The sequence below is a fragment of the Ligilactobacillus sp. LYQ139 genome (assembly GCF_045033025.1).
Classification (GTDB): domain Bacteria; phylum Bacillota; class Bacilli; order Lactobacillales; family Lactobacillaceae; genus Ligilactobacillus.
Map to the genome: position 1 here is coordinate 223633 of NZ_JBJFZW010000001.1, position 23629 is coordinate 247261.

Consider the following 23629-nt stretch of genomic DNA (forward strand, 5'->3'; position numbering starts at 1 on the left):
TTTATTCTACATTATCGCTTGCCGAAAACCAACCATCAGCCCATTATCAAAGTGAGAAGGTCTCAGCATGTTGAACCAATATAATAAAGCCAAAAACGGGCGTGATGAAAGCAATAAATCCAAACGAATCGCGAAACATTAGATTCGCCAGCTGCCGCACTTCCTTTCAGCCCGTTTATTTCGGTAGCAGATTACACAAAGTAATAGGAGGCTGCGCCCTTTGGCGCAGCCTCCTATTACTTACCCAAGGTTAATTAATCGAGTGCCTTTTTGGCTTCATCAACGATTGCCTTAAATGAGTCCATATCGTTAACGGCAAGGTCAGCAAGCATCTTCCGGTTAATGTCGATACTTGCCAACTTTAAACCGTGCATTAACTTACTGTAGCTGATTCCGTTCATCCGAGCAGCAGCGTTAATCCGGGCAATCCAGAGCTTCCGAAAGTTAGACTTTGTCTTCTTCCGGTCACGGTAAGCATACTGGTAGGACTTCATTACCTGTTCCTTGGCAGTCTTAAACAGGATATGCTTTGCTCCCCGGTAACCCTTTGCTAGCTTAATCATCTTTTTACGGCGTTGGCGCGTAACTGATCCACCCTTAACACGTGGCATATAAATTCCTCCTTAAAATGTGACCCTCAAAGCGAGCCCTCGTCTTAATTTTCGTTATTTCTGGTGCAAAGCCTACTTCATTTGGCTTAACATCTGCTTAATCCGCTTCATGTCAGAAGCTGAAACCATCCCTGGCTGACGTAATTGCCGCCGCTGCTTCTTCGTCTTCCCGTGGAACCGGTGGGAAGTATAAGCGTGATGCCGCTTCAAGCCACCATTTCCAGTCCGCTTAAAACGCTTTGTTGATGCGCGGTGTGTCTTCATCTTTGGCATAATAATCTCTCCTCTTCTAAATCTAAAGTTTCCCGGGAATTCCCGGTTCGTTTACGGTTAATCCTTTTTAGGAGCAAGCATCAAAAACATGCTCCGCCCATCCATCTTAGCCTTTGATTCAACCGTTGCAACCTCACTTGTCTCGTTGGCAAACCGGTTCAAAACTTCCCGGCCAATATCCTTATGGGTAATAGCCCGGCCCCGGAACCGAATTGAGACCTTTACCTTACTCCCTTTTTTCAAGAAACGGAATGCCGCCTTCACCTTCGTGTTGAAGTCGTTCGTGTCAATTGTCGGGCTTAACCGCACTTCCTTAACACTTACGGTCTTCTGCTTTTTCCGGGCTTCCCGCTGCTTTTTTTGCAATTCAAAGCGGTACTTCCCGTAGTCCATAATCTTAGCAACGGGCGGTTTGGCTTTCGGAGCAACCAATACAAGGTCAAGGTTAGCATCTTCTGCCATCCTTAACGCATCTTGCTTGGACTTTACCCCGAGCTGGTCACCACCAGCTGAGATTAACCGTACCTCACGAGCGCGAATGCCACCGTTTACCATTTTATCGAATGCTATAACGTTTCACCTCCATTTATAATCAAGAGAAAACGCAGAAAAAACGGGTACGTTGCTGTTTGCAAGCGCACCCGTTCGCCCGGTTAACCGGAATTAATATCGTAATTCTGCCCGGGGACCCTTGTCCCCTAGGCGAGAAGCGAGTGCCTCTGCTTTTTTCTCAACCTCTAAAGGATATCGAAGTTTCCTTCAGCTGTCAAGGAAGAGATTAATCTTCCCGACTGTATGTTTCAATGTCGTGCATTAGTTTACCAACAAACTCATCAAACGTCATGGTAGCCGTTTCTTCTTCGCCGTACCGCCGAACCGTCACGTTGCCGTCGTTAACTTCTTTGTCCCCCAGAACCAGGGTGTACGGTACCTTGTTAACCTGTGCTTGCCGGATCTTGTAGCCCATCTTTTCGTTCCGGTCATCAATTTCAACCCGAATGTTATGGGCAATCAACTTAGAGCGCAGCTCGTTTGCGTAATCCATATGAAGATCGTTCTTAACCGGAATTAACTCAACCTGAACCGGTGAAAGCCACGTTGGGAAAGCTCCCTTGTAGATTTCAGTCAGGTACGCGATGAACCGCTCCATCGTTCCAACAACGCCCCGGTGAATCATAATCGGCTGGTGTTCCTCACCATCCTGGCCAACGTATGTGAGGTTAAACTTCTCCGGTAACATGAAGTCCAACTGGATTGTCGACATCGTTTCCTCATTACCAAGAGCCGTCTTAGTCTGGATATCTAACTTTGGGCCGTAGAAGGCTGCTTCTCCTTCAGCCTCGTAATAATCTAAGCCGAGGTCATCCATGGCCCCCTTCAACATTGATTGGGCCTTCTCCCACATTTCATCGTTAGCGTAATACTTTTCGGTGTTCTTCGGGTCCCGATAACTCAACCGGAAACTGTAATCCGTAATATCAAAGTCCTTGTAAACGTCCATGATCAAGCGAAGAATCTTAGCAAACTCTTCCCGAATTTGGTCCAGCGCAACAAACGTGTGGCCATCGTTTAATTCCATTTCCCGCACCCGCTGAAGACCAGAAAGGGCTCCTGATTTTTCGTACCGGTGCATCATCCCAATTTCGGCAATCCGCATTGGCAGATCCCGGTATGACCGGATATGATGCTTGTAAATCTGAATATGGGATGGACAGTTCATCGGCCGTAGCTCAAGGAATTCACCATCGCCCATGTCCATTGGCGGGAACATATCTTCCCGGTAATGTGCCCAGTGACCAGACGTCTTGTAAGCGTCTAAGTTCATCAGAACCGGCGTGTAAACGTGCTGATAACCATCCGCTACTTCCTTATCAATAATGTAGCGTTCAATTGTCCGCCGAATCGTTGCACCCTTTGGCATCCAGTAAGGTAAGCCAGCTCCAACTTTTGGATCAACGAAGTACAAGTCAAGCTTATTACCGATTACCCGGTGATCCCGTTCGCGGGCCTCCTGACGCCGCTTTAATTCAGCCTCCAGATCCTTTTGCTTAAAGAACGCCGTTGCGTATACCCGCTGCAGCATCGGGTTACTGGACATCCCCTTCCAGTAAGCACCGGCAACAGAAAGAATCTTAAACGCCTTAATCAGCTTCGTTGATGGGAGGCAAGCCCCGACGGAAAGGTCAACATAGTCGCCTAACCGGTGGGCAATAACCACCCCGTCAACTGCCTTTTCAGCAACTAACTCTTTCCGGTACGGGTCATCAGCAAACTGGGCTAGAAGATCATCTTCTGCCAGTTCAACCCGTTCAACCGCAACGTTTCCTTTAATGGAAGCATCCATTTCAGCGCTGATTTTTTCAAAATCGGCTTCCGCAACCTGACCCGCAGCGTTATCCGTATCAACAAAGAATCCGTGCTCTGTCACTCCACTATCACCAAAATGCATTTCCGGGTATAGCTTATTTAAGCACGCTCCTAAAACAACGGCCGCCGTATTCCAGACAACCGGAAGCGCATCTTGCTCGTCATCCTTCGTAATAATTTCAATCTTTCCGTCCATTGTAATCGGCGCGCTTAAATCAAGCACTTTACCGTTTAACTTTCCTGCAACCGCCTTCTTTCCAAGACTAACACTAATATCTTTAGCGACTTCAAGCGAAGTAATCCCCGCATCAAACTCTTTTTTGTTCCCATCGGGAAATTCAAGATTAACCGTTGCCATAACTTTTTCCTCCCTAATAACTTGAAAATTACTAATAACTCCAAACAAAAACATTAATAAAAAAGACGTCCCTAGGATACTATCCTAGGGACGTCTTTTAACGTGGTTCCACCCATCTTTAAGGCCTTGGCCTCCTCATTTACCCGCATAACGCACGGTAACGTCGCGGTTGATTCCGCGAAACCCATGGGTGGTAAGAACCATCGTTTTGTGAGGCTTTCAGTCACGACCCCACTCCCTGAATTCAATGTTTCCGTTTGTCCCATTGCTAGCTTCTAAGCTAACTTACGGCTATTCTAACACATCTTAATATGAACGCAAGAACTTATGAGGGATTTCGCCAATTTTTTCCAACTAAGTCATACTCAGTTGCTAAAAACCGAATCCGCTCCATCAGCCGTTTAGCTTTGAGTGGTTCAACTTCATCCCGGGTATTCACTGCCAAATAATTTTTTTCAAGCTCATCCATGGTAATGTTAGCGCTGAAAAAGGTTGGCAGCTCCTGCTGCATCCGATACTCCAAAATCACCCCAAAAATCTCGTCCCGGAACCAACTGCTCATTGCCATTGCGCCTAAATCATCCAGCATCAAGACTGGCGTGGCCTTCACCGTCGCGAGCAAATCGTTTGTTTTGTGCTTATCAATCGCCGCTCGCATCATGGTTGCAAGCGTGGGTACGTGCACCATGGTCGTTTTAAACCCGTGCTTTGCCAACTCGTTAGCAATTGCACCCAGCAAATACGTCTTCCCAACACCAAAACTGCCCGCTAAGTATAATCCCTTGTGAAACTGCGTAGGCGCCGCTTCATAATCCACCGTGAACTTAATAGCCGCATTTAAGGCCTCTTCTCGGTTATCAGGAACATAGGTTGTTAAATCTGCAGCGGCAATACTCTTAGGCATTCCATACAGCATCACCCGGTGTCGCCGGGCCCGTTCTGCACGCTGAGCCTGCAAACGGTCACTTGGAACGTATTGCACTTCAATTTGATGCTTACTAAGAACGAGGCGGGGAAGATAACCTGGCAAAGCAACTGGTTTCCCCACAGCAAGCGCCTTTTTCGTTTGAACAAATTCGTACAGTTTGCTCATCCCGCGATCAACCGTTTTCGGAGCAAGTTCATCCCGGTGCGCTTCTAAGAAACGGCGTACATCCTCATCCTTCAACGTTGTATCAATTAATTGCTGGTACCGCTGACGAAATTCTGGATGACTTTTAAAACGCCGGTTTAATTCATTTGCAATTGGCTCCATCTGGACCCCTCCTTACGACCGCAGCTGGTTAAGTAGTTCACGACGCTGCTTATCCAACGCTGCCTTGTCCTTCTTTTTCGGTGCTTGCTGGGAAGGATGCGCATTGTCCGATCGGGCCCACGCTGGCAGGTTTTCTTTTTGAACCAACCGGCGGGACCGCCGCTTGGAAGATTGTTTCTTCGCTTGTTTTTGCTGATTAAAGTGGCGCGCTTGCCAAATAGCTTTCGCTGGCGCATCAATCCGCTTGCTAGCCCAGTCAGCCGCAATTGCCTCAAACAATGGTGCCGGCAACATGTCATTTCCCTGATCGACCATAATGTAGTGAATCAAAATATTAACTACCGCTGGTGGTAATTTTTGGTACTTAACTACCCGCTCAAGTGTTTGCCGTTCCGACCGCGCAATAAAGGAATGATTTTGCTCCTTTAAAGTTGCCAAAAACTCCATCGGCGCATACATCTGAGCAGCCTGAACCAATTGTTGATCCGTAGCGGAAAGCTGATGGTCAGCGGTCGCCTTAATTGTGGTTGCCGGAGCTACAGGACTTGCCGGACGGGGGCCAGCATACTGCTCTGCCGCAAGGGCTTTTACTTGTTCAAAATTAACCCGGTTTGTTTCCAAATTAGTCGCCTGCTCAAGCAGCTCCTTCACCTGTAACTCGTCCAACCCATATAACGTTACCAGCGCGTCAATCCGCTGCTTATTTTGGGCCACCTGTTGCCGGTCAACGTAAGACCGCGCTAATAATTGATCAAGTTGCTGGTAATCAATTGCTGCTCCTAAAGTGTGGAGCTGATTTTCATCCCCAGCCTCCCGGGGAGCGTGCAACCGCTCCGAAGCAGGCATATCAAATACCTCCGTTAACTGAGCAGTTGTTTCTGTCCCCGCTGGCAGTGGTGGGTTAGGGACCCACTTTTCTAACAATCGATTAAATTCATCAGCTCCAATCCAACTCAGCAACAGCCCACTGAGAAGATCATCAGCAAAAAACTGAGCAGGCGTTACCGGGCGAAGAACCCGATAACTTAATATCCGGGTTTCATGTTCTGTCATCTGAAACGTTCGTAACAATCCTAGCGCCTCTAAACGACATCGGGCCGCAAATAAGTCTTGCGGCGCGACATTTCCGAGCGCGATTAAGAGTACACTGTGGCGGCGAGAAGATTCCTTCTGGGTCCCAGCTAATTGATGATACAATGCATTGGCAAGCGCTCCAATCAGGGGTAAGTAAAGGTCCCCCACTATTGCTAAATCGTCCGGCTGAAGGCGCGCAGGGATTTGAACGCGGTACGGTGTTCCCGCTGTCACATCACACTTCTTATTGATCATCCTTCTGCTCCTTTGCGGCCCGTTCTTTTCGCCGGGCTTCCCGCCCTAGCAGGTCATTAAGTTCCGCCGCAAATGACTGCATATCCTTAAATTCATGGTAAACACTGGCAAACCGAATGTACGCAACATCATCCACGTCAGCAAGAATTTCCATCACGTACTCGCCAATTTGTTGACTTGAAATTTCGTTACCATTAACCGCGTGTGCCCGCGCCTCAACCTTATCAACAATTGCAGTAATTTGCTTACTGCTAATCTGCCGTTTTTCAGTGGCACGCATAATTCCCCGCATCACCTTATCACGACTAAATTCCTGACGGGCGCCGTCCTTCTTAACCACCAACAACGGCGTGACCTCAATCCGTTCAAAAGTGGTAAACCGGTAACCGCATTTTTCACACTCCCGGCGGCGCCGGATTGCCCGCCCACTATCAGCCGGCCGGCTATCCACAACACGCGAGCTTTGTGATTGACAATTCGGGCACTTCATCTGCTTTCACCCCGTTTACTGGCTAATTCTTCCCAACCATTAGTTTGTAACCATTCTATCACCTGCCGCCGCGTTGCTTCAACTTCACCGTTATTATCAACCACGACCGTAGCAAAGCGCTGCCGCTCACTATCGCTAATCTGCGCGGCAATTCGTTGGCGAGCCGCCTGGACACTTAAATGGTCCCGTAAAATAAGCCGCTTCAACTGCGTTGGCGGCGTAACGCTCACCACCATAATTCCGTCACATAATTCACCGTAATGCTGTTCAATCAACAAGGGAGCATCCAACACAACCATCGCTTTTCGGTGCTTTTGTGCACTAACAAGTTGTGCCGTAATTTGCCGCCGGATAAGCGGTGCTATAATCGCATCCAAGCGCTGCCGGTCCTGCGGGTGTGCAAAAATAAGGTTTCCCAGACGAGCCCGGTCCAACTGACCGTTAGCGGTAACCATTTCCGCGCCAAACACCATTTTAATCCGTTCTAATCCCGAAGTTGCCGGAGCTACCACGTTCCGGGCCACCTGGTCAGCGTCAATCACAGGGATCCCTAGTTGCCGAAACAGCGCACTCACGGTGGATTTCCCACTTGCAATTCCGCCGGTTAAACCAAGAACGTAGGTCATCTAATTCACCCTCTTAACCTGACAGTGCGGACAAAAATGCGTTCCCCGTTGACCGACCTTAACCTTCTCAATCAATGTTTCACACCGATCACACGGCGTTCCCTGCCGCCCATAAACGTGCAGTTTAAGTTGAAACCCCCCCTCATGCTGGAAAGCATCCGTATATGACCGAATCGTTGTTCCCCCCGCATCAATCGCATGATCAATTTCCGTAATAATGTTATCGTGAAGTCGGCGTAATTCATCATCTGTCAACACTACACACTGCGTTTCCGGATGAATCTTACTTAACCACAGACATTCGTCAACGTAAATATTACCTAACCCGGTCACAACCGTCTGATCTAACAACGCCGGTTTGATCATCTTTTTCTTCTTTTTCATTCGGGGTATAAACTGGTCCACAGCAAACGTTTCAGAAAACGGCTCCATCCCTAGCTTTTTAATTCCGGGTAACGTCATCTCCTTCCCGGTAGCAACCAATTGCATCCGCCCAAATTTTCGCGAATCGTTATACCGGAGTTGTTGCCCATCATCCATGTGGAATAAAACGTGCGTATGCTTTTCAACCGGCGTTCCTTCCGCCTTCACGTAATACTTTCCTTCCATTCTGAGATGCGAGACAACCGTTTTATCTCCGCTAAACCGCAAAAGTAGATACTTTCCCCGTCGGTCAACCGTCATTAATTTTTTCCCCACCAGCTGACGTTTAAATTCTTCCACGTCACCAATAATCATCTTCGGGTAAAGTACGTCAACGTGCGTAATTGTCCGCCCAGCCGCTAAGGCATTAATCCCGCGCCGAACCGTTTCAACTTCTGGTAACTCTGGCATCTTGCTTCCTCCTATTTCTTAACGTCATACCACGTATCACCTACGGCACTCTCAACCTTTAACGGAACGTCAAGCGACACGGCCGCATCCATCACATGAGGAACAAATTTTCGTAATTGCGGAATTTCTTGACTTGGAGCCTCAAACAGCAGCTCATCATGAACCTGCATCAGCATCCGTGCCTGCAGGTGCTGCTTTCGTAACATCTTGTGCATATTAATCATTGCTACCTTGATAATATCCGCCGCACTCCCCTGGATTGGGCTGTTCATTGCCGTCCTTTCAGCAAAGGACCGCTGATTAAAGTTATGCGCTTTGATATCCGGAAGGTACCGCCGCCGGTGCAATAGTGTTTCCACGTACCCGTGTTTCCGGGCAAAGGCAACCGCTTGCTGCATATACTCATGCACCCCCGGAAACTCCGCAAAGTATGTTTCAATAAACTGCTTAGCCTGCCGCCGACTAATCCCGATGTTCTGCGCTAACCCGTAGTCACTAATTCCATAGACAATACCAAAGTTTACCGCCTTGGCCTGCCGGCGCATTTCCGGAGTAACATCTTCAGGACTATCAAGCCCGAAAATACGCATGGCTGTGTTAGCGTGAACGTCCAAGTCCTCCTTAAATGCCTGCTGCATATTTTTATCCCCTGAAATGTGGGCCAACACCCGTAATTCAATTTGAGAATAATCTGAAGAAAAGATCTGCCACCCCTTCTGGCTTGGAACAAAGGCCTGTCTGATAATCCGCCCATCACCACGGGCCGGAATATTTTGTAAATTCGGGTCAACCGACGAAAGGCGCCCCGTTGCCGTCAGCGTTTGGGTATAAATCGTGTGGGCCTTACTGTCATTTTGAAAAAGAACCTTCATCAGGCCATCAACATAAGTTGTTTTCAACTTATTCCACTGCCGGTATTCCAAAATATGATCAACGATGGGCGCCATTCCCCGCAGTTTTTCCAACACACTAACCGCAGTTGAATAGCCCGTCTTCGTCTTCTTGATTACCGGCAGGTTAAGCTTTTCAAACAAAATATGACCAAGCTGCTTGGGCGAGTTAATGTTAAATTCCTCACCAGCTTCCTGACAAATCTGCTGCTCAAGCGTTGCTACCCGCTCGGTAAAAGTACTTCCCAGTTCCGTCAGCCGTTGCTGATCAACCCGCACACCATCAATCTCCATTTGGGCTAACACCTGAGCAAGCGGTAACTCAATTTTTGTGTACAGGTGTTCTTGCTGATGCTTAGCGAGTGCGGTCATCAATGGCGCCCGTAATTCCTCAATCGCCTGCACCTTATGGGCGAGGTGTTGGAAGAATTGTTCATCATCATCAGGAACCCGCCGCTTAGTATTTTTACCGTAAACCGCCTCATCAGGCTGGACGGTGTAGTTCCCGTGCTGCTGCGCAATAATTCCCAGATCATTGCTATTCTGGCTTGAATCCAACAGATACGATACAAGAAGCAGGTCAAACCCAATCGTTGGCAGCTGCCCCCCTAGCCGGTGCATCGCGGCAATTGTGCGCTTCGCGTCAAAAACATCGACGATGACCTGCTTTAAATATTCTTGCAAGGTTGAACTGGCCAGTACCGTACAGTCGCGCGTAACGTAGTACTTTCCCGCGACAGCCAAACAACACCCTTCAAACGGCGCCCGGTGATAGTTAGCCCCGCCTAATTCGACGTATAATGCAACCCGCTTCGTAACTGGAAGATGCGCAACTTTATCCAGCGTCAGGGGTGAAACGGCCACTTCCTCTTCTTGGGGGCGCTCAAGTTCATCCCCAGACGATGCTAATTCACTTAGGGCCCGGTTGAATTCTAATTCCTGGTAAAGTGTACGTAATGCGGCTGTATCCTGCGATAAACGCACCGTATCTTCAATTGTCACTTCAATTGGTGCATCCCGTTTGATGGTTGCAAGATCCCGGCACAAGAAGGCCGTTTCCCGGTCCTCTTCGAGGTGCTCTTTCATTTTTGACGCCTTTATTTCATCAAAGTGCGCGTAAATTCCTGCCACCGATTTATACCGTTTCAACAGTTTAATTGCAGTCTTTTCCCCAATTTTAGTAACTCCCGGATAATTATCCGAACTATCTCCCGCCAAGGCTTTCATGTCAATAACTTGTTCCGGGATAAGCCCATACTTTTCGGCAACGTGCGTTGGCGTGTAGTACTCCACGTCAGTCACTCCCCGCTTGGTAACCGCAACCGTTGTTTGGGCGGTAGCAAGTTGGGTTAAATCGCGATCGCCAGTCACAATTGTCGTGGTAAAACCAGCATCATCAGCCTGCCTAGCAAGAGTTCCAATAATATCGTCAGCTTCATAATTTGTAAGCTCGTAATGATGAAGCCCGTACCCTTCCACTAGCCGCTTAATGTATGGAAACTGTTCAAGCAGTTCTGGCGGCGTTTTTGCTCGTCCTCCTTTGTATTCCCCGTACATCTTTGTCCGAAAAGTTTTTTTACCAGCATCAAACGCAACCAAAACGTGCGTTGGCTGGGCCGCCGCTAACATATGGTCGAGCATATTCTTAAACCCTAGAACAGCCGCTGTATTTAAGCCACCCTTAGTTGAAAAACCGTGACCGGAGTGACTTAAGGCAAAGAACGCCCGGAAGGTAATACTGTTCCCGTCGATCAATAAAAGTTTCTTAACTGGTGCCGCCATACCAATCCCTCGTTTCATAAACTTGTCAGTCTCATTTTAGCAAAATTTCAAACTACAATAAAACCCGTTGCTACAACGCAACGGGTTTTATATTCCTAAACAAATTAACTACGATTATTAGTAAATAACGTAAAGATATTAAGCAACTCCAAGAAAAGATTCAAAAAGTCGAGATACAACTGCAACGCTGCGCTCATAACAATCCCGCTTGTTTGGGCGACTTCATCGCCGAGCTGAAAGTAAATCTGTTTAATTCGCTGGGCATCCCACGCTGACAAAATGCCAAAAACCACAACCCCGATTAAGGACAAAATAATCACTACCAACGAACTATGCAAAAACAAATTAACCAACGAAATAATCACCATCGCAATTAACGCCGCAAACGCCTGCCGCCCCCAGCCTGCAAGGTTTTTGGTAGTTGTTGTGCCCAAAAAAGCAAGTATTCCAAACATCACCGCTGCAGCAACAAATGCCATTGTCACGTTGGTTGCTGCATAAACGGTAAGCAATGAACTAAAGAACAGCCCCTCAAGTGCCGCAAAAATAAACAAACAACTTACGCTAACAATCGGTGACCGCTGGGGATTAAATGACAGGGCAAACACCATTCCAAATTGGAGGGCAATCAACCCCAAGTAGATTACCGGATGACTCCCCAAATATTCGTTCACTCCATTCCCCCACCGTGTGGCAACTAGTCCAGCAACAACAGCGGAAACTACTAACGCAGCGGCCATGTACGAGTACACCCGTACTAAAAAATGATTCAATCCCTGCTGGGTTTGCGTATCAATTACTGGTTCGTTCAATTTTCTTACTCCCTTCACTTAAATTTATCTTCGTAAAGAGGAGCATAGCACATTTTCCGAACAACTACCTACTAGAAGCATCCCACATTAGCGAAAATGAGGGTTTTAGTTATTATTTAAGCTTAACGTACTAAGAAGCTTTTCGTATGCCAGCTCATACTTCTGAATATCACCCGCACCCATAAAAATAACCACGCCATTATGGTAATCAAGCAGTGGCGACATATTATCAAGCTGCAGTAAGGTGCCTCCCTTAGTAATCTTTTTCCCAAGATCAACCGCAGAGACGTTCCCCGTTTTTTCCCGAATTGACCCAAAAATTTCGGTGAGGTATACCTGATCAGCCAAATTCAAACTAGTGGCAAAGTCATCCAATAACGCAATTGTCCGGCTAAACGTATGGGGTTGAAAGACCGCAATAATCTTTTTATCAGGGTACTGCTGCCGGGCTGCATCAATTGTCGCCTTAATTTCAGCGGGGTGGTGCGCGTAATCATCAATGATTACCATATCCGCCACTTTCTTTTCGGTAAACCGCCGCTTAACCCCCTTAAAGGTCATGAGTTCCTTTTCAATTTCATCATGCCCAATCTTTTCCATCTGTGCCACGGCGATTACGGCTAAACTATTAAGGACGTTGTGCTCCCCAAATAACGGAATGGTATACGTTCCTAAAAATTCATCTTCCCGGTAGACATCAAAGGTCGACCCCTTAATCGTCCGCTTAATGTTCTTGGCGTGAAACTCATCCGTGTCGTTTAACCCGTAATAATGGATTGGGGTTGTTGTTTCTAATTGCCGAAGGTTGGCGTCATCTCCCCACGCAAAAATACACTTCTTTGTCTGGTTAGCCAGCGTTTCAAAGGCATCCCGCACATCAGCAATTCCTGTAAAGTAATCCGGATGATCAAAATCGATGTTGGTCATAATCGTGTAATCCGGGTGGTAAGCCACAAAATGCCGCCGGTACTCGTCAGCTTCCACAACAAAAAACCGGGGATCAGGTGTTCCCTTTCCGGTCCCATCCCCAATTAAATAACTAGTAGGAGAAACACCACTTAAAACGTGAGCAAGCAGCCCGGTAGTACTAGTTTTCCCGTGTGCCCCAGCAACGGCAATACTTGTGGTTTCAGCAATAACGTCCTGCACCATCTCTGGGTACGTTTTAACCGGAAGCCCCATCTCATGGGCCCGAGCAATTTCAACCTGGTCATCCCCAAAGGCGTTCCCCCGGATTACCGTCATTCCTGGTTGAATATTGGTAGCATCAAAACTCCGAATTTCGATTCCTGCCTGTTCAAGCCCCCGCTGGGTAAAGGTATATTTATCAATATCTGATCCAAGCACCTTGCACCCCTTATCGTGTAAAATCAGTGCAAGTGAGCTCATTCCAGTTCCTTTAATTCCCACAAAAAAATACGTTGTATCCATTTTCATAACTTAGTTGTCCCTCTCTTATTATCACTTAACTAATCATTTGTCCGTTCGGCCACCGTCTCTTCGGTAACGTATACATCCCGCGGTTTCGAACCATGCGCGGGGGAAACATACCGTTCCTTTTCAAGGTCATCGACGATGTTCGCAGCCCGATTATACCCAATTGAAAAGACCCGCTGCAACTTCGACGTTGAAATCGTGTCTTCGTTAACAAGGTATTCGAGCACCCGCGGAAACAGTTCATCGTGAACCGCCGATTCATTTACCGCTGATTTTAATCCTTCAGGATCAAACGCGTACTGCGGTTTTCCCTGCTGGCGCACAAAGTCCGTAATAGCATCAATTTCATTTTCCACAAACGTTCCTTGAAGCCGCATTGGTTGACTAGCCCCGTTTCCAAGATAAAGCATATCTCCGCGTCCAAGAAGCCGCTCGGCCCCAGCAGAATCAAGAATTGTCCGGGAATCAACTTGACTTGAAACCATGAACGCAATGCGAGTTGGAATGTTGTTTTTAATTGTTCCGGTGACCACGTCAACGCTCGGCCGTTGCGTTGCGATAATCAGGTGAATTCCTGCTGCCCGTGCCTTTTGCGTAATCCGGGCAATATAATCTTGCACCTCAGAGGACGCGACCATCATCAGATCGGCTAACTCATCAATCACAATTACGATATACGGCATCTTCAGCCCAAACTTACCTTGCGTCTCTGCTTTGGCATTAAAGGCCTCAATGTTCCGCGTCCCGCTTGCAGCAAGTCGTTGGTACCGCTCTTCCATTTCATTAACTGCCCATTGAAGGGCTGCAGCCGCCGCCTGAGGATCAGAAATAACGGGGGCCAACAGGTGCGGAATATCGTGGTATGGTGCCATTTCAACCGCCTTAGGATCAATAAGGAGTAGCTTAACCTCCGCTGGATTAGCCTTATACAGCAACGAAATCAACATGCTATTGATGAAAACTGATTTTCCTGAACCGGTTGCCCCGGCAATTAACCCATGGGGCATTTTTTTAAGATCAGTAATCTGTGGTTGCCCAAACAAATCCACCCCTAACGCAACCGTTAACGGAGAATCCGCCTCCTGGAACTTCTGGGAACGAAGAACCTCTGACAGGAGAACGGGCCGGGAATGTTTATTGGGAATTTCCACGCCTACGCTACTCTTTCCCGGAATTGGCGCTTCAATCCGAATATCCTTCGCAGCCAGGGCTAACTTTAAATCATCGGCAAGGTTGGCAATCTTATTAACCCGCACTCCCCGCCCTAGGGTTACTTCAAACTGCGTTACCGTTGGTCCAACCGTCCAATCACTCACGTTCGCATCAACGTGAAAGGCCTGAAGGGTTTCGTTTAACACATCAATCTGGTGCATGACCCACTCATCCATCGAAGGATCCCCCTCAAGCACTGGGTCCGGTAACAGTTCAGGCCGGGGATATTCGTATCCCTGAATGGGAACCGTTGTTTTTGTTTGAACAGCTGGATTGTGCGAAACTGAGGGCTGAACATCCGAAACATTCGCGGAATTTTCAAGATTCGTCGAAGCCTTAGCAGAATCGTCAGTCATCTCCATCCGCGAAGACGGTTCCTCTGGCGCCGGCTTAAAATACGGAATATCAGCTGGTTCTTCAGTATGCACTGAATGCTCATGATTACGGTGAGCTTCAGTACCGTTACTTACTTCCTGAACGGTTACCGTATTCAATGAATCGTCATCCAACGGCTTCCCCACCTGCTTAGGGGTTAATTTGGACGAAATATCAGAATCAAGTAACTCACTATCAAGATGACCTGCCGGCGCCTCACTAACCTGGGATACGGTGTTTCTATCTGAAGTTGCCGTCCCATTGGATTTCTTCTGGCGGGTAATCGCCGGACCATCATAATTATCAGTCGAAGACTGCGCGGCTTCTTTCCGGGTAATTGCCGGACCATCGTAGTCCAAATCACTTGCTGTTCCAAGAGTTTGACTTAACCGTCGGACCTGTTGGGGATGAAGCCGCCCGTGAGCGCGGTGCTGGTGGCTCTCCTCTTTTTGTGTGGCTGCATCCCCAACACTAGTTGTTTTTTCCGAGGTGCGCGGCCGAAGGTGTTGGTGGGCCAGCCGAGCCTGTTCTTGAACCGATGGCAATGATTCCTGTACTTCTGATTCAGGGTGAACCGCTGTTTCCTTTACCGCTGACTGGGTTGATCTTCCCGTCAACAACGGTAACCGTTCATCAGCGGCTTCCCGTTCACCAAATAAGAAATAATTTTCCTTATCGGCCATCATTCGCTCAACAAGCTGCTCAGGAGACTTCTCCGTCATTTTAGTCCGTGATTGGGCCGGTGGAACATACTTCGGCCGGAAAGCATGCCGGTGGTATTCTTGCCCCTGAAACTGCGTGCGGGGCGCCCGACTAAACTGGCCTGACCGGGACGCTGACCGGCGTTTCCGCGTGTGCGCCTGCTTTTCTTGCTTTAAAAAAGCAGGACCATCATAGTGTTCCATCCTCATCGTTTCCTTCCTCAAAAACTAAGCTTGTGCCTTTAAAACCATGGCGCCCTTTTTAAAATCAAACGGTTCACCAGCAGTAAATTGATCCGCCGGCAATTCTAAAATTCCGCGTTTTTGGGGCGCGTTTGGAAGCGCTAGTTCCCGGGCTGAACAAATCATTCCGTCACTAGCAACCCCGCGCAATTTTCCGGGCCAGATAATTACCCCGTTTGGCATCATTGCTCCCACCTTAGCTACCACAACGATCTGACCGGCGGCAATGTTAGGCGCACCACAAACGATTTGCAAAACATTACCATCATCAACCCGGGTTTCAGTCACGTGCAGGTGATCAGAATCAGGATGGGCTTTCATCTCTTCAACATAGCCCACCACAAACTTAGGGGTATCATCAACGGCGAGGTTCGCTTCAAAATCAACCGCCGCAAGCGCCCGGTTTAACTCTTCAACCTGAGTAACCGTCAGTTGAACCTGACCTCGACCTGTTAATCCAGAAACAACATTCCGGGCATGCCAAAAATTGTAGCCGAGGGTTGCATCAGTCTTTGCATCACTAATCCGCACAACATTGCCGTGCTGAGTTACCCGCTGCTTTCCGCGCGTTTGCCCCGTAACTACCATTAGGACATCCCCAAGTTCTTGGGGGTTATAACAAGAAATTAACAATTTAATCGTTCCCTTCGTTCAACCAATCTTACGTAAAAAGCGTTCAACTTGTTCCTTCGTTTTTCGGTTTTTGTCAACAAACCGGGCAACCTCTACCCCGTCACGATAAACCACGAAGCTTGGAATCCCCATAATCCCAAGTTCGGCACACAAATCAATGTTTTCATCCCGGTCGACTAAAACGAACCGGTACTGAGAGAATTCCTGTTCAATTTCTGGCATCACAGGTTTAATAAACTGGCAATCCGGGCACCAGTCAGCCGTAAAAAAGAGCACGGTCGTCCCGCTTACTAACTGCTGCTCCAACGTTTGCAAGTTCATTTGGGTAAGCTTTTCCATGAGCCTTCCTCCTAAAACTAATTATCTTCCCTTACTCTACCCTGTTCTTCCCTAAATTACAATTTTCCTTTCCGTTCATGCTACAATAAAAACAGCAACATTCTTGGGGGAAATCATTATGAAAAGAAGAACATTTTTAATCGGCTGCGGAATCCTAGCAATCACAGGCTACAGCATTATTAAACACATCCAGCAAAAACAGCACTCTGCCGCTAACCGGGTCTTAAAAACCGTTAAGGCCCAACTAGGAAAACAGGCTCCCATTGTAGGTTCATGGATTGAAGAAGAAACGGTTGCTTCACCCGCAACTGCTCCCCGACACCGCTTCTACGGCGGAATTACCCGTGACGAAAAAGGACAATTAAAAACCTACTCATTTGTTGCTGACGCAACCACCGGCCACGTTCTTACCCTCACCCCACTTGATTAATCATCCCAACTGGTATCATCATTTTGGTGCATTGGCTGAATCGTAACCACGTACACGTCATTCGTATCACTAACTAAGTCCTCTAAAACCTGAAAAAACAAAAGTAGCCATCCGAGAACCATCAAAAACTCAATAATTTCAAATGCCGTTAGGGAGAGATAATGAATTCCCTGAAATAAAAATGCCGTCCCAAACAACCCAATTCCCAGACCATACGAAAGAAGTTGAAAGTTACGGGGGCTTTCAGGGAGCAATACACGAATCAGCACAATCGCTAATAGTAACGTGTAAATTGCGTCAGCCGCTACCCGAATATGCAGCTCATGCATAACTCCGCCGTTGTTTGCAAAAATTCCGATTGCCCCTAAAAAAAGCGCAAACGCCGTCAACAAACAATGTAAAATCACCGTGCGCCATCGAAACCCTAATTTCAGTTGAAGTGCAGAAAAAAGGTAGTCAAATAAACATACCATTAACAGCGCAACCACAACCAGCGTAATGTTAAACTGCCAACTATCACTTGCACGATTAGAGCCCAAAAAGCTGATGTTATACTGCCACCAGCGTTTATCACTATTAGAAACAATTGATAGGGACGCCCCTGCAAAGAGGACAAGCACCAACAGCCGAAAAATAACGGCTGGCGCAATTCCCGCAGCAGTCCGGATCATCAAGTAATTTACCACCGCTGTCACTAAGAAAACTATGAGTGTTGCGGTCCCCATCCCAAAATGAAGACCCTTAAAAAAGGTTGCCGCTAGCCAAAAAGCAGCTACTAACCCGATTCCCAACAACATAATAAACGAAGCCATAATCGTAATGATGCTTCGCCAATAAAGCCCCTTCCCGAGCCACTGCTGAATTTCATGGCGCCGGCGCAAATACGTCCCCCCAAAAACCAAAGTCCCGCTCGCAATTCCCAGTAAAATTGTCCCACTTGCAATCGACCACTGTCCTGCAAGCGGAACCTGGTGAATATGCCGGTAGCCACTAAAATAGCCTAAAAAAAGTAGTGCACAAATTACCGCCGGAATTAAATAGTACAACGGTGCTAACCGACTTTCAGCAGAACGAAGGGGCCGCACACGAAGTTCAGGCTGCCGGTTCCCATCCACCGTTACCATTACCTGATCACCTGGTGATACGCCAATCCGCGATAAAACCGTCGCCGGCAAATTAATTGTTCCTTGTCTTTCCTTCATCTATCATATGCTCCGTTCCTTTTTAACCGGAAACCGAACAACTAATTTATAAATTGGTTGTCCCTTACTACTAAACCGTTCTTCGTACTCGGTCATAACGTTATCCGTTACTTCCGAATCGGCGTGCAGATCAAGCCATACCCGTTCAAAGTGTAATCCAAAGTTATTCATACTGGTAAGCGAATATTCAAACAACCCTTGGTTATCCGTTTTAAATTCAAGGTACCCCCCCGGGGCAACGACTTGCTGGTACTGTGCTAGAAATGTTTTGTACGTTAACCGTCGTTTTTCATGTCGGTTCTTAGGCCACGGATCAGAAAAGTTTAAGTACATTCCCGTTAACTCCGCCGGAGCAAAAATACTTGTTAGGGCAGCGCCGTCAGCAACAACCAACTGCAAGTTAGGTAACTGAGCATCCAACTGCTTTTTTAAAGCAATTCCAACTGCTACCGGCTGCAGGTCAATGCCAATATAGTTATTTTCCGGATGGCGCTTAGCCGTTTCAACGATAAACCGTCCTTTCCCCATTCCTAATTCAAGGTAAAGGGGCGCTGGCCGCTCAAAACGGGTTTGCCAAGTCCCGCGCAACTTTGCTGGTTCCGTTACAACGTACTGGGGATTAGCCGCAATTAACGGCCGGGCCCAAGGTTTATTTTTTAACCGCATAATTTCTCCTTAAATCCAATTATTAAAACACGGAAAGCTCCGATCCAAACAAATGGAGGGAGCTTTCATCATTCCACTAAACAATCCACTTAGCTGATACCCGGCGTGTGGTACCCAGAACCTTGCTCCGCTAAAAGCGGCGCAACCCTTTTAAGAAGAAGGAGCGCCTGATTCATCTCATGGTACCGCCCCGCATGATGCGTCGTTGCAATCCGTTGAACAAGCGCCCCAGTGGCATACCAAAAGACCGCTTGCCGGCAAACCCGATTTGGAAAGTGACCGTAATACCCTGTCAACCAATCATCCCACTGACCAAGGGAAACATAATCGGCTAATAACATTCCTAAATCAATTGCTGGATCTGCAATAATGGCATGATCCCAATCAACCAGGTAAAGCTGACCCACTTCTGATAACAATAAATTTCTGTGATTTAAATCAGTATGACAAACCCGGTAATTTTGCTTAACCGTTCGCGGAATTTCTGTTTGAAGAAGCGTAACCGTCTGCTGAATTAACGGATGTTCTTGAAGATCAACCGTTAATTCAGCAAGAACCTTTCTTAAAAAAGAACTCGGCGTTAGTACTTGACCACCGACTTGCCGAAGCATGCTGCGTAAAATATCGGAATGGTGCACCCGGTACAATAACCGTCGTACCCGTGAGGTCTTCATCTCTTCCTTAGTGAGACACCGACCATTCAACCACTTCTGAGCAATTAACGTATCACCCGAAGTTGTCCGCCGAGTCCAAATCAGCCGGGGCGTAATCCCCTCAATTGAGAGAGCCGCAAGAAACGGTGACGGATTCCGTTTTAAAAAAATCCGCTGGTCCTGTTTAATCCCCATGTAGGCCGTTCCAGTGTCACCCTTAATCGGAAGGACCTGCCACCCGTCATCCAATTCAAAGTCCATCCGGCACCGCTCCTTATCAACGTCAAATAACCACAATTAGTCTACAAACTTGTTATGTCCATGTCAAGCGTTTCTTCTACCACGAAACCGTTGAAATAACGCGCTTAACAAATAATTTTCTACCGCAATTAACACACCGCTTAATCCAGCAAGGACCAAGTCCCGCGTTCCGCATAGTATCGCTCCCATAAAACAAACTAGCGGAACCCAAGACAACCGTGAAAGCACGCGCCGAACCGCCCTTCCTCGCTGTGCCCACAGCACCGGCGTTATTCGCACAAAAACAGTATCATCAAAGTGGTGCTCTAACGGAAATAATTGAAAAATAATCAAATAGTTGATGATCACTGCAAGAGCAATGGCTAACCACCCGTTATGAACTACCGTTACCCCCACAGTTCCTACCAGTAGCAAGCGGATAAACATTCCCAGGTAATCACCGCTCCGCACAAACGCCCGGGCAACTAATCCCTGCATTGCATCTTGACCTGCAAGCAGCCGAACCAGCCCGTCAGCCCACCGCCGCCGATGAGCCCGAACTGCCACTTGCGGAACAGTCACAAACAGGTTAATAATGCGGTATAACCGCTGCATTCGGTGTTGTTCGGTTATAATGGCTTGCTGCCACTGAATCATTCCTTGCTGTCGCGCTAAGGTAAGCCCACCTCCCAACCAGGTAAGGACAATTATGAGCGCCACCCATGGACTAACCAACATCAGTAGCCCACTTACTACGGGGAGTATCCCCTTAAAAATAAGCTGCTTTTGCCATCCAGGTTCATTAGGTAACATACTTTCATGATACCCCGCAGTAATTATCACCTCATGCATAATAATTAACCCCGCGATAAAGAAAACCATAGACCCCCGAGACACTCCCCAAACGTAGTGCAACAACGGTGTCACAATAATGCCGCCTAATAACGGAACGCCCCATCCGACTGCCAGATTATATCTCCATGCTGGTCGGAGGTACTGGTTCATTCGAACAGTTTCTGGCCGGAGAAAGACCCAATCAGCAGGTTTCATTAACGTCATCCAGCGCCCAAAATTGATAGTAATCACCACACAACAAATAGTAATAAGAAAAGCACCCCACTGAAGCCGGTGGGTTACGGGTCCTTGAAGTAACTGGGCGTATTCATAACCAAATCCGCCCAATAAAAAAAGCACTGCAATGATAAAGTGATCATTAAAAATGTACTTTGCATACCGAAATAATTCTTTATGATAAGCGGCTAGTCGTTGGTGCCACACCTTATCCATGATGAATCGCCTCCCGATTGAGGTGCAAATAAATCTCCTCTAGACTTGCATCAGGCATTGCAAGCTGCGCGCGGATTGTTGCTAACGTTCCCGTTACCTGCATCCGACCTTTTTGAATAAAAACAAACCGATCGCACACCCGTTGGGCAGTTGGTAACACGTGCGTAGTCATCAGGACAGCCGTCCCGCGTTGTTGTTTTTCCTTAATTAATGCAAGAAAATCGTGAATTGCAACGGGATCAAGCCCCAAAAACGGCTCGTCAACAATTAATAACTTGGCATCCGTAATAAACGCGCAGATAATCATTACCTTTTGCCGCATTCCCTTTGAAAAATTAACCGGCAGCCAGTCAAGACGGTCAGTTAACCGAAACATTGTAAGTAACCGACAAGCACGCTCCCATGCCTGTTTTTCATCAAGCTCGTACGCCTTAATCGTTGTTTCAATATGTTCTCGTAATGTTAATTCCGGATATAATACCGGTGTTTCCGGGAGGTATGCAATTTGGCGGTGATATGTGGCAGGGTCAGTTGTAGCCGTTATCCCCGCAACCTTGATTGTTCCCGAATGTGGTTGAAGAAGCCCAATGATATGTTTAATGGTTGTCGACTTACCAGCACCGTTCAAGCCAATTAACCCCACTAATTCACCAGCAGCCACCTTAAAACTAATTCCATTAAGCACCGGGATGCGGGAATACCCTCCTATAAGATTATCTACTTCAAGTACCATGCCGTTTGACTCCTTCCAATGTTGTCGTTTGAATTATATCACAGCAACGAAAGCCACTAGTGTATAATGGAAACAAAACTAATAAGGTGGCGTTTAAGAATGGATGACTGCATTTTCTGTCAAATTATTAACGGTGATATTCCAAGTATAACGGTGTATGAAGACGATCAGGTTAAGGCTTTTCTTGACATTTCACAGGGAACACCCGGACATACTCTCCTTGTTCCCAAAAAGCACGTACGCGATATTTTTGAATATGACGACCAACTTTCCCAGGACGTTTTTCGCCGTGTTCCCCTGATTGCCCGGGCAATCAAGGCTTCCGATCCCACCATTCAGGGATTAAACATTGTTAATAATAACGGTAAGGTGGCCTATCAATCAGTGTTCCATTCCCACATTCACTTTATCCCCCGGTACACCGACCACGATGATTTTGCAATGAAGTTTAAGGATAATACGGATAAATACACGAACGCTGATTTACAACGAATTGCTGATAACATCAAAGTTCACTTGGAGGATTAACCATGAAACATCCACTTACAACTGGGTTAATTGGGGGGGCTCTCCTGTTGGGAGGCTATCACTACCGGAATGAAATTAGCCGCACAGTTGCCAAAAAAGCAATTCGGCTTCGCATTTTAGGTCGTGATTTTCAACAATTAATAACTGCGGGGAAGGATGTGATTAATGATACCCAAGCAATGAAGCATGCCTGGCACCAATTTTGCTCCTTCCCATCATCTTTAGACAGCAGCAAATAAAACTAAACATTAGTCAAACTTTCGTTTTAACCGTACTCAATAAAGGACGATTATGGTACCATGAGAGCGTTACTTATTAACTAAGTTAGGATGTGAACAATAGAATGACAAAAAAGAAATGGCTGGTCGGCGCAGCGGCCGTCCTCATGTCACTCGGTCTTGCATCGTGTTCAAAAACAGTTGCAACAACCTCCGGTGGGAAGATTACCGAACAACAGTACTACGATAAGATGAAGCAAACCCCTGCTGGCAAGCAGGTGCTTCAACAAATGATTCTTACCAAAGTGCTTGAGAAGGACTACGGTAAACAGGTTACCCAAAAACAGGTCGCCAGCGAATTTAATGCTTACAAAAAGCGTTACGGTCAAAATTTCGATACCGTTTTACAACGGCAGAACCTAACGGAGGCAACTTTTAGACAACAGTTACGGTCGAATCTTCTTTTACGGGCCGCGGTAAAAGCTAATACAACCATCACCCCATCAATGCTTAAGAAGCAATGGAAGAAGTACCAGCCCAACATCACGGTTGCCCGAATTGTGGTTAAAAACGAAGATGATGCTAATAACATCATTAACCAGCTAAAACAAAACGGAACGTACGCTAACTTCTCAAAGCTGGCAAAAAAGAATTCTATTGATAACCAAACAAAGAATAACGGTGGAAAGTTACCGCCGTTTAATAACGAAACATCCGGACTAGATAACACGTTTAAGAACGCCGCTTTTGGGTTAAAGACGGGTAAGTTTACTGAAAAACCTGTTAAAACGGACTATGGTTATGTCATTATTTACTGCATCAAACATCCAGCAAAGGGAAAGATGGCTAACCACAAGCAAGCATTACAAAACCAGATTATTGACGAACAGATGAATAATCAAACCACCCTGCAACGGGTTGCCCAAAAGGTTCTTAAGAACGGAAATGTTCAAATTAAGGATAAGGATCTTAAGAACATTCTTTCTAACTATATTGGTGGACAACAAAATCCACAGTAACCCCAATTATTAGTAATAAAAAGGCTGAGACTTTAATAAAGTCTCAGCCTTTTTATTATGTCCGCATAATCTGATGCAAAACAAGC

24 protein-coding genes and 1 other annotated feature are annotated in these 23629 nt (G+C 47.0%); of the genes, 4 read left to right on the forward strand and 20 right to left on the reverse strand.

The window, feature by feature from the left end; translation table 11 throughout:
* Positions 1-254 precede the first annotated feature (254 nt).
* The 15 genes from rplT to ACI3E1_RS01160 all read right to left on the reverse strand — a co-directional run bounded on the left by rplT (position 255) and on the right by ACI3E1_RS01160 (position 16567).
* Positions 255-611, reverse strand: a complete 357-nt coding sequence (rplT, locus tag ACI3E1_RS01090; protein WP_405023835.1) for a 50S ribosomal protein L20 — start codon at positions 609-611, stop codon at positions 255-257.
* 72 nt (positions 612-683) lie between these two features.
* Complete coding sequence (gene rpmI / locus ACI3E1_RS01095; RefSeq protein ID WP_283581584.1) at positions 684-884, reverse strand: 50S ribosomal protein L35; 201 nt, start codon at positions 882-884, stop codon at positions 684-686.
* A 57-nt stretch (positions 885-941) separates the two neighbouring features.
* On the reverse strand, positions 942-1439 hold the full coding sequence (gene infC, locus ACI3E1_RS01100) for a translation initiation factor IF-3 (RefSeq protein ID WP_405023836.1): 498 nt from the start codon (positions 1437-1439) through the stop codon (positions 942-944).
* Positions 1440-1483: 44 nt separating this feature from the next.
* Positions 1484-1615 (reverse strand) — a sequence feature (ribosomal protein L20 leader region).
* A gap of 47 nt (positions 1616-1662) precedes the next feature.
* Complete coding sequence (gene thrS, locus ACI3E1_RS01105) at positions 1663-3609, reverse strand: threonine--tRNA ligase (RefSeq protein ID WP_405023837.1); 1947 nt, start codon at positions 3607-3609, stop codon at positions 1663-1665.
* Between the two features lie 325 nt (positions 3610-3934).
* Positions 3935-4864 carry a primosomal protein DnaI gene (gene dnaI / locus ACI3E1_RS01110; protein ID WP_405023838.1) on the reverse strand — a complete coding sequence of 310 codons (930 nt, stop codon included), beginning with the start codon at positions 4862-4864 and terminating at the stop codon, positions 3935-3937.
* 12 nt (positions 4865-4876) lie between these two features.
* Positions 4877-6193 carry a DnaD domain protein gene (locus ACI3E1_RS01115; RefSeq protein WP_405023839.1) on the reverse strand — a complete coding sequence of 439 codons (1317 nt, stop codon included), beginning with the start codon at positions 6191-6193 and terminating at the stop codon, positions 4877-4879.
* The gene (gene nrdR / locus ACI3E1_RS01120; protein ID WP_405023840.1) at positions 6183-6683 is read right to left on the reverse strand and encodes a transcriptional regulator NrdR; all 501 of its coding nucleotides are present in this window, start codon (positions 6681-6683) and stop codon (positions 6183-6185) included. Before nrdR ends, ACI3E1_RS01115 begins: the two co-directional genes overlap by 11 nt.
* A complete protein-coding gene (gene coaE, locus ACI3E1_RS01125; protein ID WP_405023841.1) occupies positions 6680-7309 on the reverse strand; it encodes a dephospho-CoA kinase in 630 nt (209 codons plus the stop codon). The genes nrdR and coaE overlap by 4 nt, the downstream gene beginning before the upstream one ends.
* Complete coding sequence (mutM, locus tag ACI3E1_RS01130) at positions 7310-8143, reverse strand: DNA-formamidopyrimidine glycosylase (protein ID WP_405023842.1); 834 nt, start codon at positions 8141-8143, stop codon at positions 7310-7312.
* A gap of 11 nt (positions 8144-8154) precedes the next feature.
* Positions 8155-10815, reverse strand: coding sequence for a DNA polymerase I (gene polA, locus ACI3E1_RS01135; protein ID WP_405023843.1), 2661 nt, complete (start codon positions 10813-10815; stop codon positions 8155-8157).
* Positions 10816-10919: 104 nt separating this feature from the next.
* Entirely contained in the window at positions 10920-11627 is a 708-nt protein-coding gene (locus tag ACI3E1_RS01140; RefSeq protein WP_405023844.1) for a Bax inhibitor-1/YccA family protein, read from the reverse strand.
* A gap of 105 nt (positions 11628-11732) precedes the next feature.
* Positions 11733-13064 carry a UDP-N-acetylmuramate--L-alanine ligase gene (murC, locus tag ACI3E1_RS01145; RefSeq protein ID WP_405023845.1) on the reverse strand — a complete coding sequence of 444 codons (1332 nt, stop codon included), beginning with the start codon at positions 13062-13064 and terminating at the stop codon, positions 11733-11735.
* A 32-nt stretch (positions 13065-13096) separates the two neighbouring features.
* The gene (locus tag ACI3E1_RS01150) at positions 13097-15562 is read right to left on the reverse strand and encodes a DNA translocase FtsK (protein WP_405023846.1); all 2466 of its coding nucleotides are present in this window, start codon (positions 15560-15562) and stop codon (positions 13097-13099) included.
* A gap of 18 nt (positions 15563-15580) precedes the next feature.
* On the reverse strand, positions 15581-16228 hold the full coding sequence (gene ytpR / locus ACI3E1_RS01155; RefSeq protein WP_405023847.1) for a YtpR family tRNA-binding protein: 648 nt from the start codon (positions 16226-16228) through the stop codon (positions 15581-15583).
* 18 nt (positions 16229-16246) lie between these two features.
* Complete coding sequence (locus ACI3E1_RS01160; RefSeq protein ID WP_405023848.1) at positions 16247-16567, reverse strand: thioredoxin family protein; 321 nt, start codon at positions 16565-16567, stop codon at positions 16247-16249.
* A 118-nt stretch (positions 16568-16685) separates the two neighbouring features.
* Here ACI3E1_RS01160 and ACI3E1_RS01165 point away from each other — a divergent pair, with 118 nt between their 5' ends.
* Entirely contained in the window at positions 16686-16997 is a 312-nt protein-coding gene (locus tag ACI3E1_RS01165; protein WP_405023849.1) for a hypothetical protein, read from the forward strand.
* Here the strand turns inward: ACI3E1_RS01165 and ACI3E1_RS01170 are convergent.
* The 5 genes from ACI3E1_RS01170 to ACI3E1_RS01190 form a co-directional block, all read right to left on the reverse strand.
* Positions 16994-18199: an AbrB/MazE/SpoVT family DNA-binding domain-containing protein gene (locus tag ACI3E1_RS01170; RefSeq protein WP_405023850.1), complete on the reverse strand. Its 1206-nt coding sequence runs from the start codon at positions 18197-18199 to the stop codon at positions 16994-16996. The two genes, ACI3E1_RS01165 and ACI3E1_RS01170, sit on opposite strands and share 4 nt — an antisense overlap.
* A 3-nt stretch (positions 18200-18202) precedes the next feature.
* A complete protein-coding gene (gene trmB / locus ACI3E1_RS01175) occupies positions 18203-18865 on the reverse strand; it encodes a tRNA (guanosine(46)-N7)-methyltransferase TrmB (protein WP_405023851.1) in 663 nt (220 codons plus the stop codon).
* 89 nt (positions 18866-18954) lie between these two features.
* Positions 18955-19779: a phosphotransferase family protein gene (locus tag ACI3E1_RS01180; protein ID WP_405023852.1), complete on the reverse strand. Its 825-nt coding sequence runs from the start codon at positions 19777-19779 to the stop codon at positions 18955-18957.
* 63 nt (positions 19780-19842) lie between these two features.
* Positions 19843-21045, reverse strand: a complete 1203-nt coding sequence (locus tag ACI3E1_RS01185) for an ABC transporter permease (RefSeq protein ID WP_405023853.1) — start codon at positions 21043-21045, stop codon at positions 19843-19845.
* Positions 21038-21778: an ABC transporter ATP-binding protein gene (locus ACI3E1_RS01190; RefSeq protein WP_405023854.1), complete on the reverse strand. Its 741-nt coding sequence runs from the start codon at positions 21776-21778 to the stop codon at positions 21038-21040. The genes ACI3E1_RS01185 and ACI3E1_RS01190 overlap by 8 nt, the downstream gene beginning before the upstream one ends.
* A gap of 99 nt (positions 21779-21877) precedes the next feature.
* On the opposite strand from ACI3E1_RS01190, the gene ACI3E1_RS01195 reads away from it, so the two are divergent.
* From ACI3E1_RS01195 to ACI3E1_RS01205, 3 genes are all read left to right on the forward strand, one after another.
* Complete coding sequence (locus ACI3E1_RS01195) at positions 21878-22306, forward strand: HIT family protein (RefSeq protein WP_405023855.1); 429 nt, start codon at positions 21878-21880, stop codon at positions 22304-22306.
* 2 nt (positions 22307-22308) lie between these two features.
* On the forward strand, positions 22309-22545 hold the full coding sequence (locus ACI3E1_RS01200; protein WP_405023856.1) for a hypothetical protein: 237 nt from the start codon (positions 22309-22311) through the stop codon (positions 22543-22545).
* 104 nt (positions 22546-22649) lie between these two features.
* On the forward strand, positions 22650-23543 hold the full coding sequence (locus ACI3E1_RS01205; protein WP_405023857.1) for a peptidylprolyl isomerase: 894 nt from the start codon (positions 22650-22652) through the stop codon (positions 23541-23543).
* Positions 23544-23629: the final 86 nt, after the last annotated feature.

Excerpts from the sequence above, each read along its gene's own strand:
- ACI3E1_RS01115 (WP_405023839.1), bottom strand. The coding sequence starts at position 6,193 with ATGATCAATAAGAAGTGTGATGTGACAGCGGGAACACCGTACCGCGTT.
- nrdR (WP_405023840.1), bottom strand. The coding sequence starts at position 6,683 with ATGAAGTGCCCGAATTGTCAATCACAAAGCTCGCGTGTTGTGGATAGC.
- trmB (WP_405023851.1), bottom strand. The coding sequence starts at position 18,865 with ATGCGGTTAAAAAATAAACCTTGGGCCCGGCCGTTAATTGCGGCTAAT.
- ACI3E1_RS01160 (WP_405023848.1), bottom strand. The coding sequence starts at position 16,567 with ATGGAAAAGCTTACCCAAATGAACTTGCAAACGTTGGAGCAGCAGTTA.
- coaE (WP_405023841.1), bottom strand. The coding sequence starts at position 7,309 with ATGACCTACGTTCTTGGTTTAACCGGCGGAATTGCAAGTGGGAAATCC.
- ACI3E1_RS01150 (WP_405023846.1), bottom strand. The coding sequence starts at position 15,562 with ATGAGGATGGAACACTATGATGGTCCTGCTTTTTTAAAGCAAGAAAAG.
- thrS (WP_405023837.1), bottom strand. The coding sequence starts at position 3,609 with ATGGCAACGGTTAATCTTGAATTTCCCGATGGGAACAAAAAAGAGTTT.
- ACI3E1_RS01205 (WP_405023857.1), top strand. The coding sequence starts at position 22,650 with ATGACAAAAAAGAAATGGCTGGTCGGCGCAGCGGCCGTCCTCATGTCA.
- ACI3E1_RS01170 (WP_405023850.1), bottom strand. The coding sequence starts at position 18,199 with ATGAAGGAAAGACAAGGAACAATTAATTTGCCGGCGACGGTTTTATCG.
- rplT (WP_405023835.1), bottom strand. The coding sequence starts at position 611 with ATGCCACGTGTTAAGGGTGGATCAGTTACGCGCCAACGCCGTAAAAAG.
- infC (WP_405023836.1), bottom strand. The coding sequence starts at position 1,439 with ATGGTAAACGGTGGCATTCGCGCTCGTGAGGTACGGTTAATCTCAGCT.
- murC (WP_405023845.1), bottom strand. The coding sequence starts at position 13,064 with ATGAAAATGGATACAACGTATTTTTTTGTGGGAATTAAAGGAACTGGA.
- ACI3E1_RS01190 (WP_405023854.1), bottom strand. The coding sequence starts at position 21,778 with ATGGTACTTGAAGTAGATAATCTTATAGGAGGGTATTCCCGCATCCCG.
- ACI3E1_RS01185 (WP_405023853.1), bottom strand. The coding sequence starts at position 21,045 with ATGGATAAGGTGTGGCACCAACGACTAGCCGCTTATCATAAAGAATTA.
- ACI3E1_RS01195 (WP_405023855.1), top strand. The coding sequence starts at position 21,878 with ATGGATGACTGCATTTTCTGTCAAATTATTAACGGTGATATTCCAAGT.
- ACI3E1_RS01200 (WP_405023856.1), top strand. The coding sequence starts at position 22,309 with ATGAAACATCCACTTACAACTGGGTTAATTGGGGGGGCTCTCCTGTTG.
- ACI3E1_RS01165 (WP_405023849.1), top strand. The coding sequence starts at position 16,686 with ATGAAAAGAAGAACATTTTTAATCGGCTGCGGAATCCTAGCAATCACA.
- mutM (WP_405023842.1), bottom strand. The coding sequence starts at position 8,143 with ATGCCAGAGTTACCAGAAGTTGAAACGGTTCGGCGCGGGATTAATGCC.
- rpmI (WP_283581584.1), bottom strand. The coding sequence starts at position 884 with ATGCCAAAGATGAAGACACACCGCGCATCAACAAAGCGTTTTAAGCGG.
- dnaI (WP_405023838.1), bottom strand. The coding sequence starts at position 4,864 with ATGGAGCCAATTGCAAATGAATTAAACCGGCGTTTTAAAAGTCATCCA.
- ACI3E1_RS01180 (WP_405023852.1), bottom strand. The coding sequence starts at position 19,779 with ATGGACTTTGAATTGGATGACGGGTGGCAGGTCCTTCCGATTAAGGGT.
- polA (WP_405023843.1), bottom strand. The coding sequence starts at position 10,815 with ATGGCGGCACCAGTTAAGAAACTTTTATTGATCGACGGGAACAGTATT.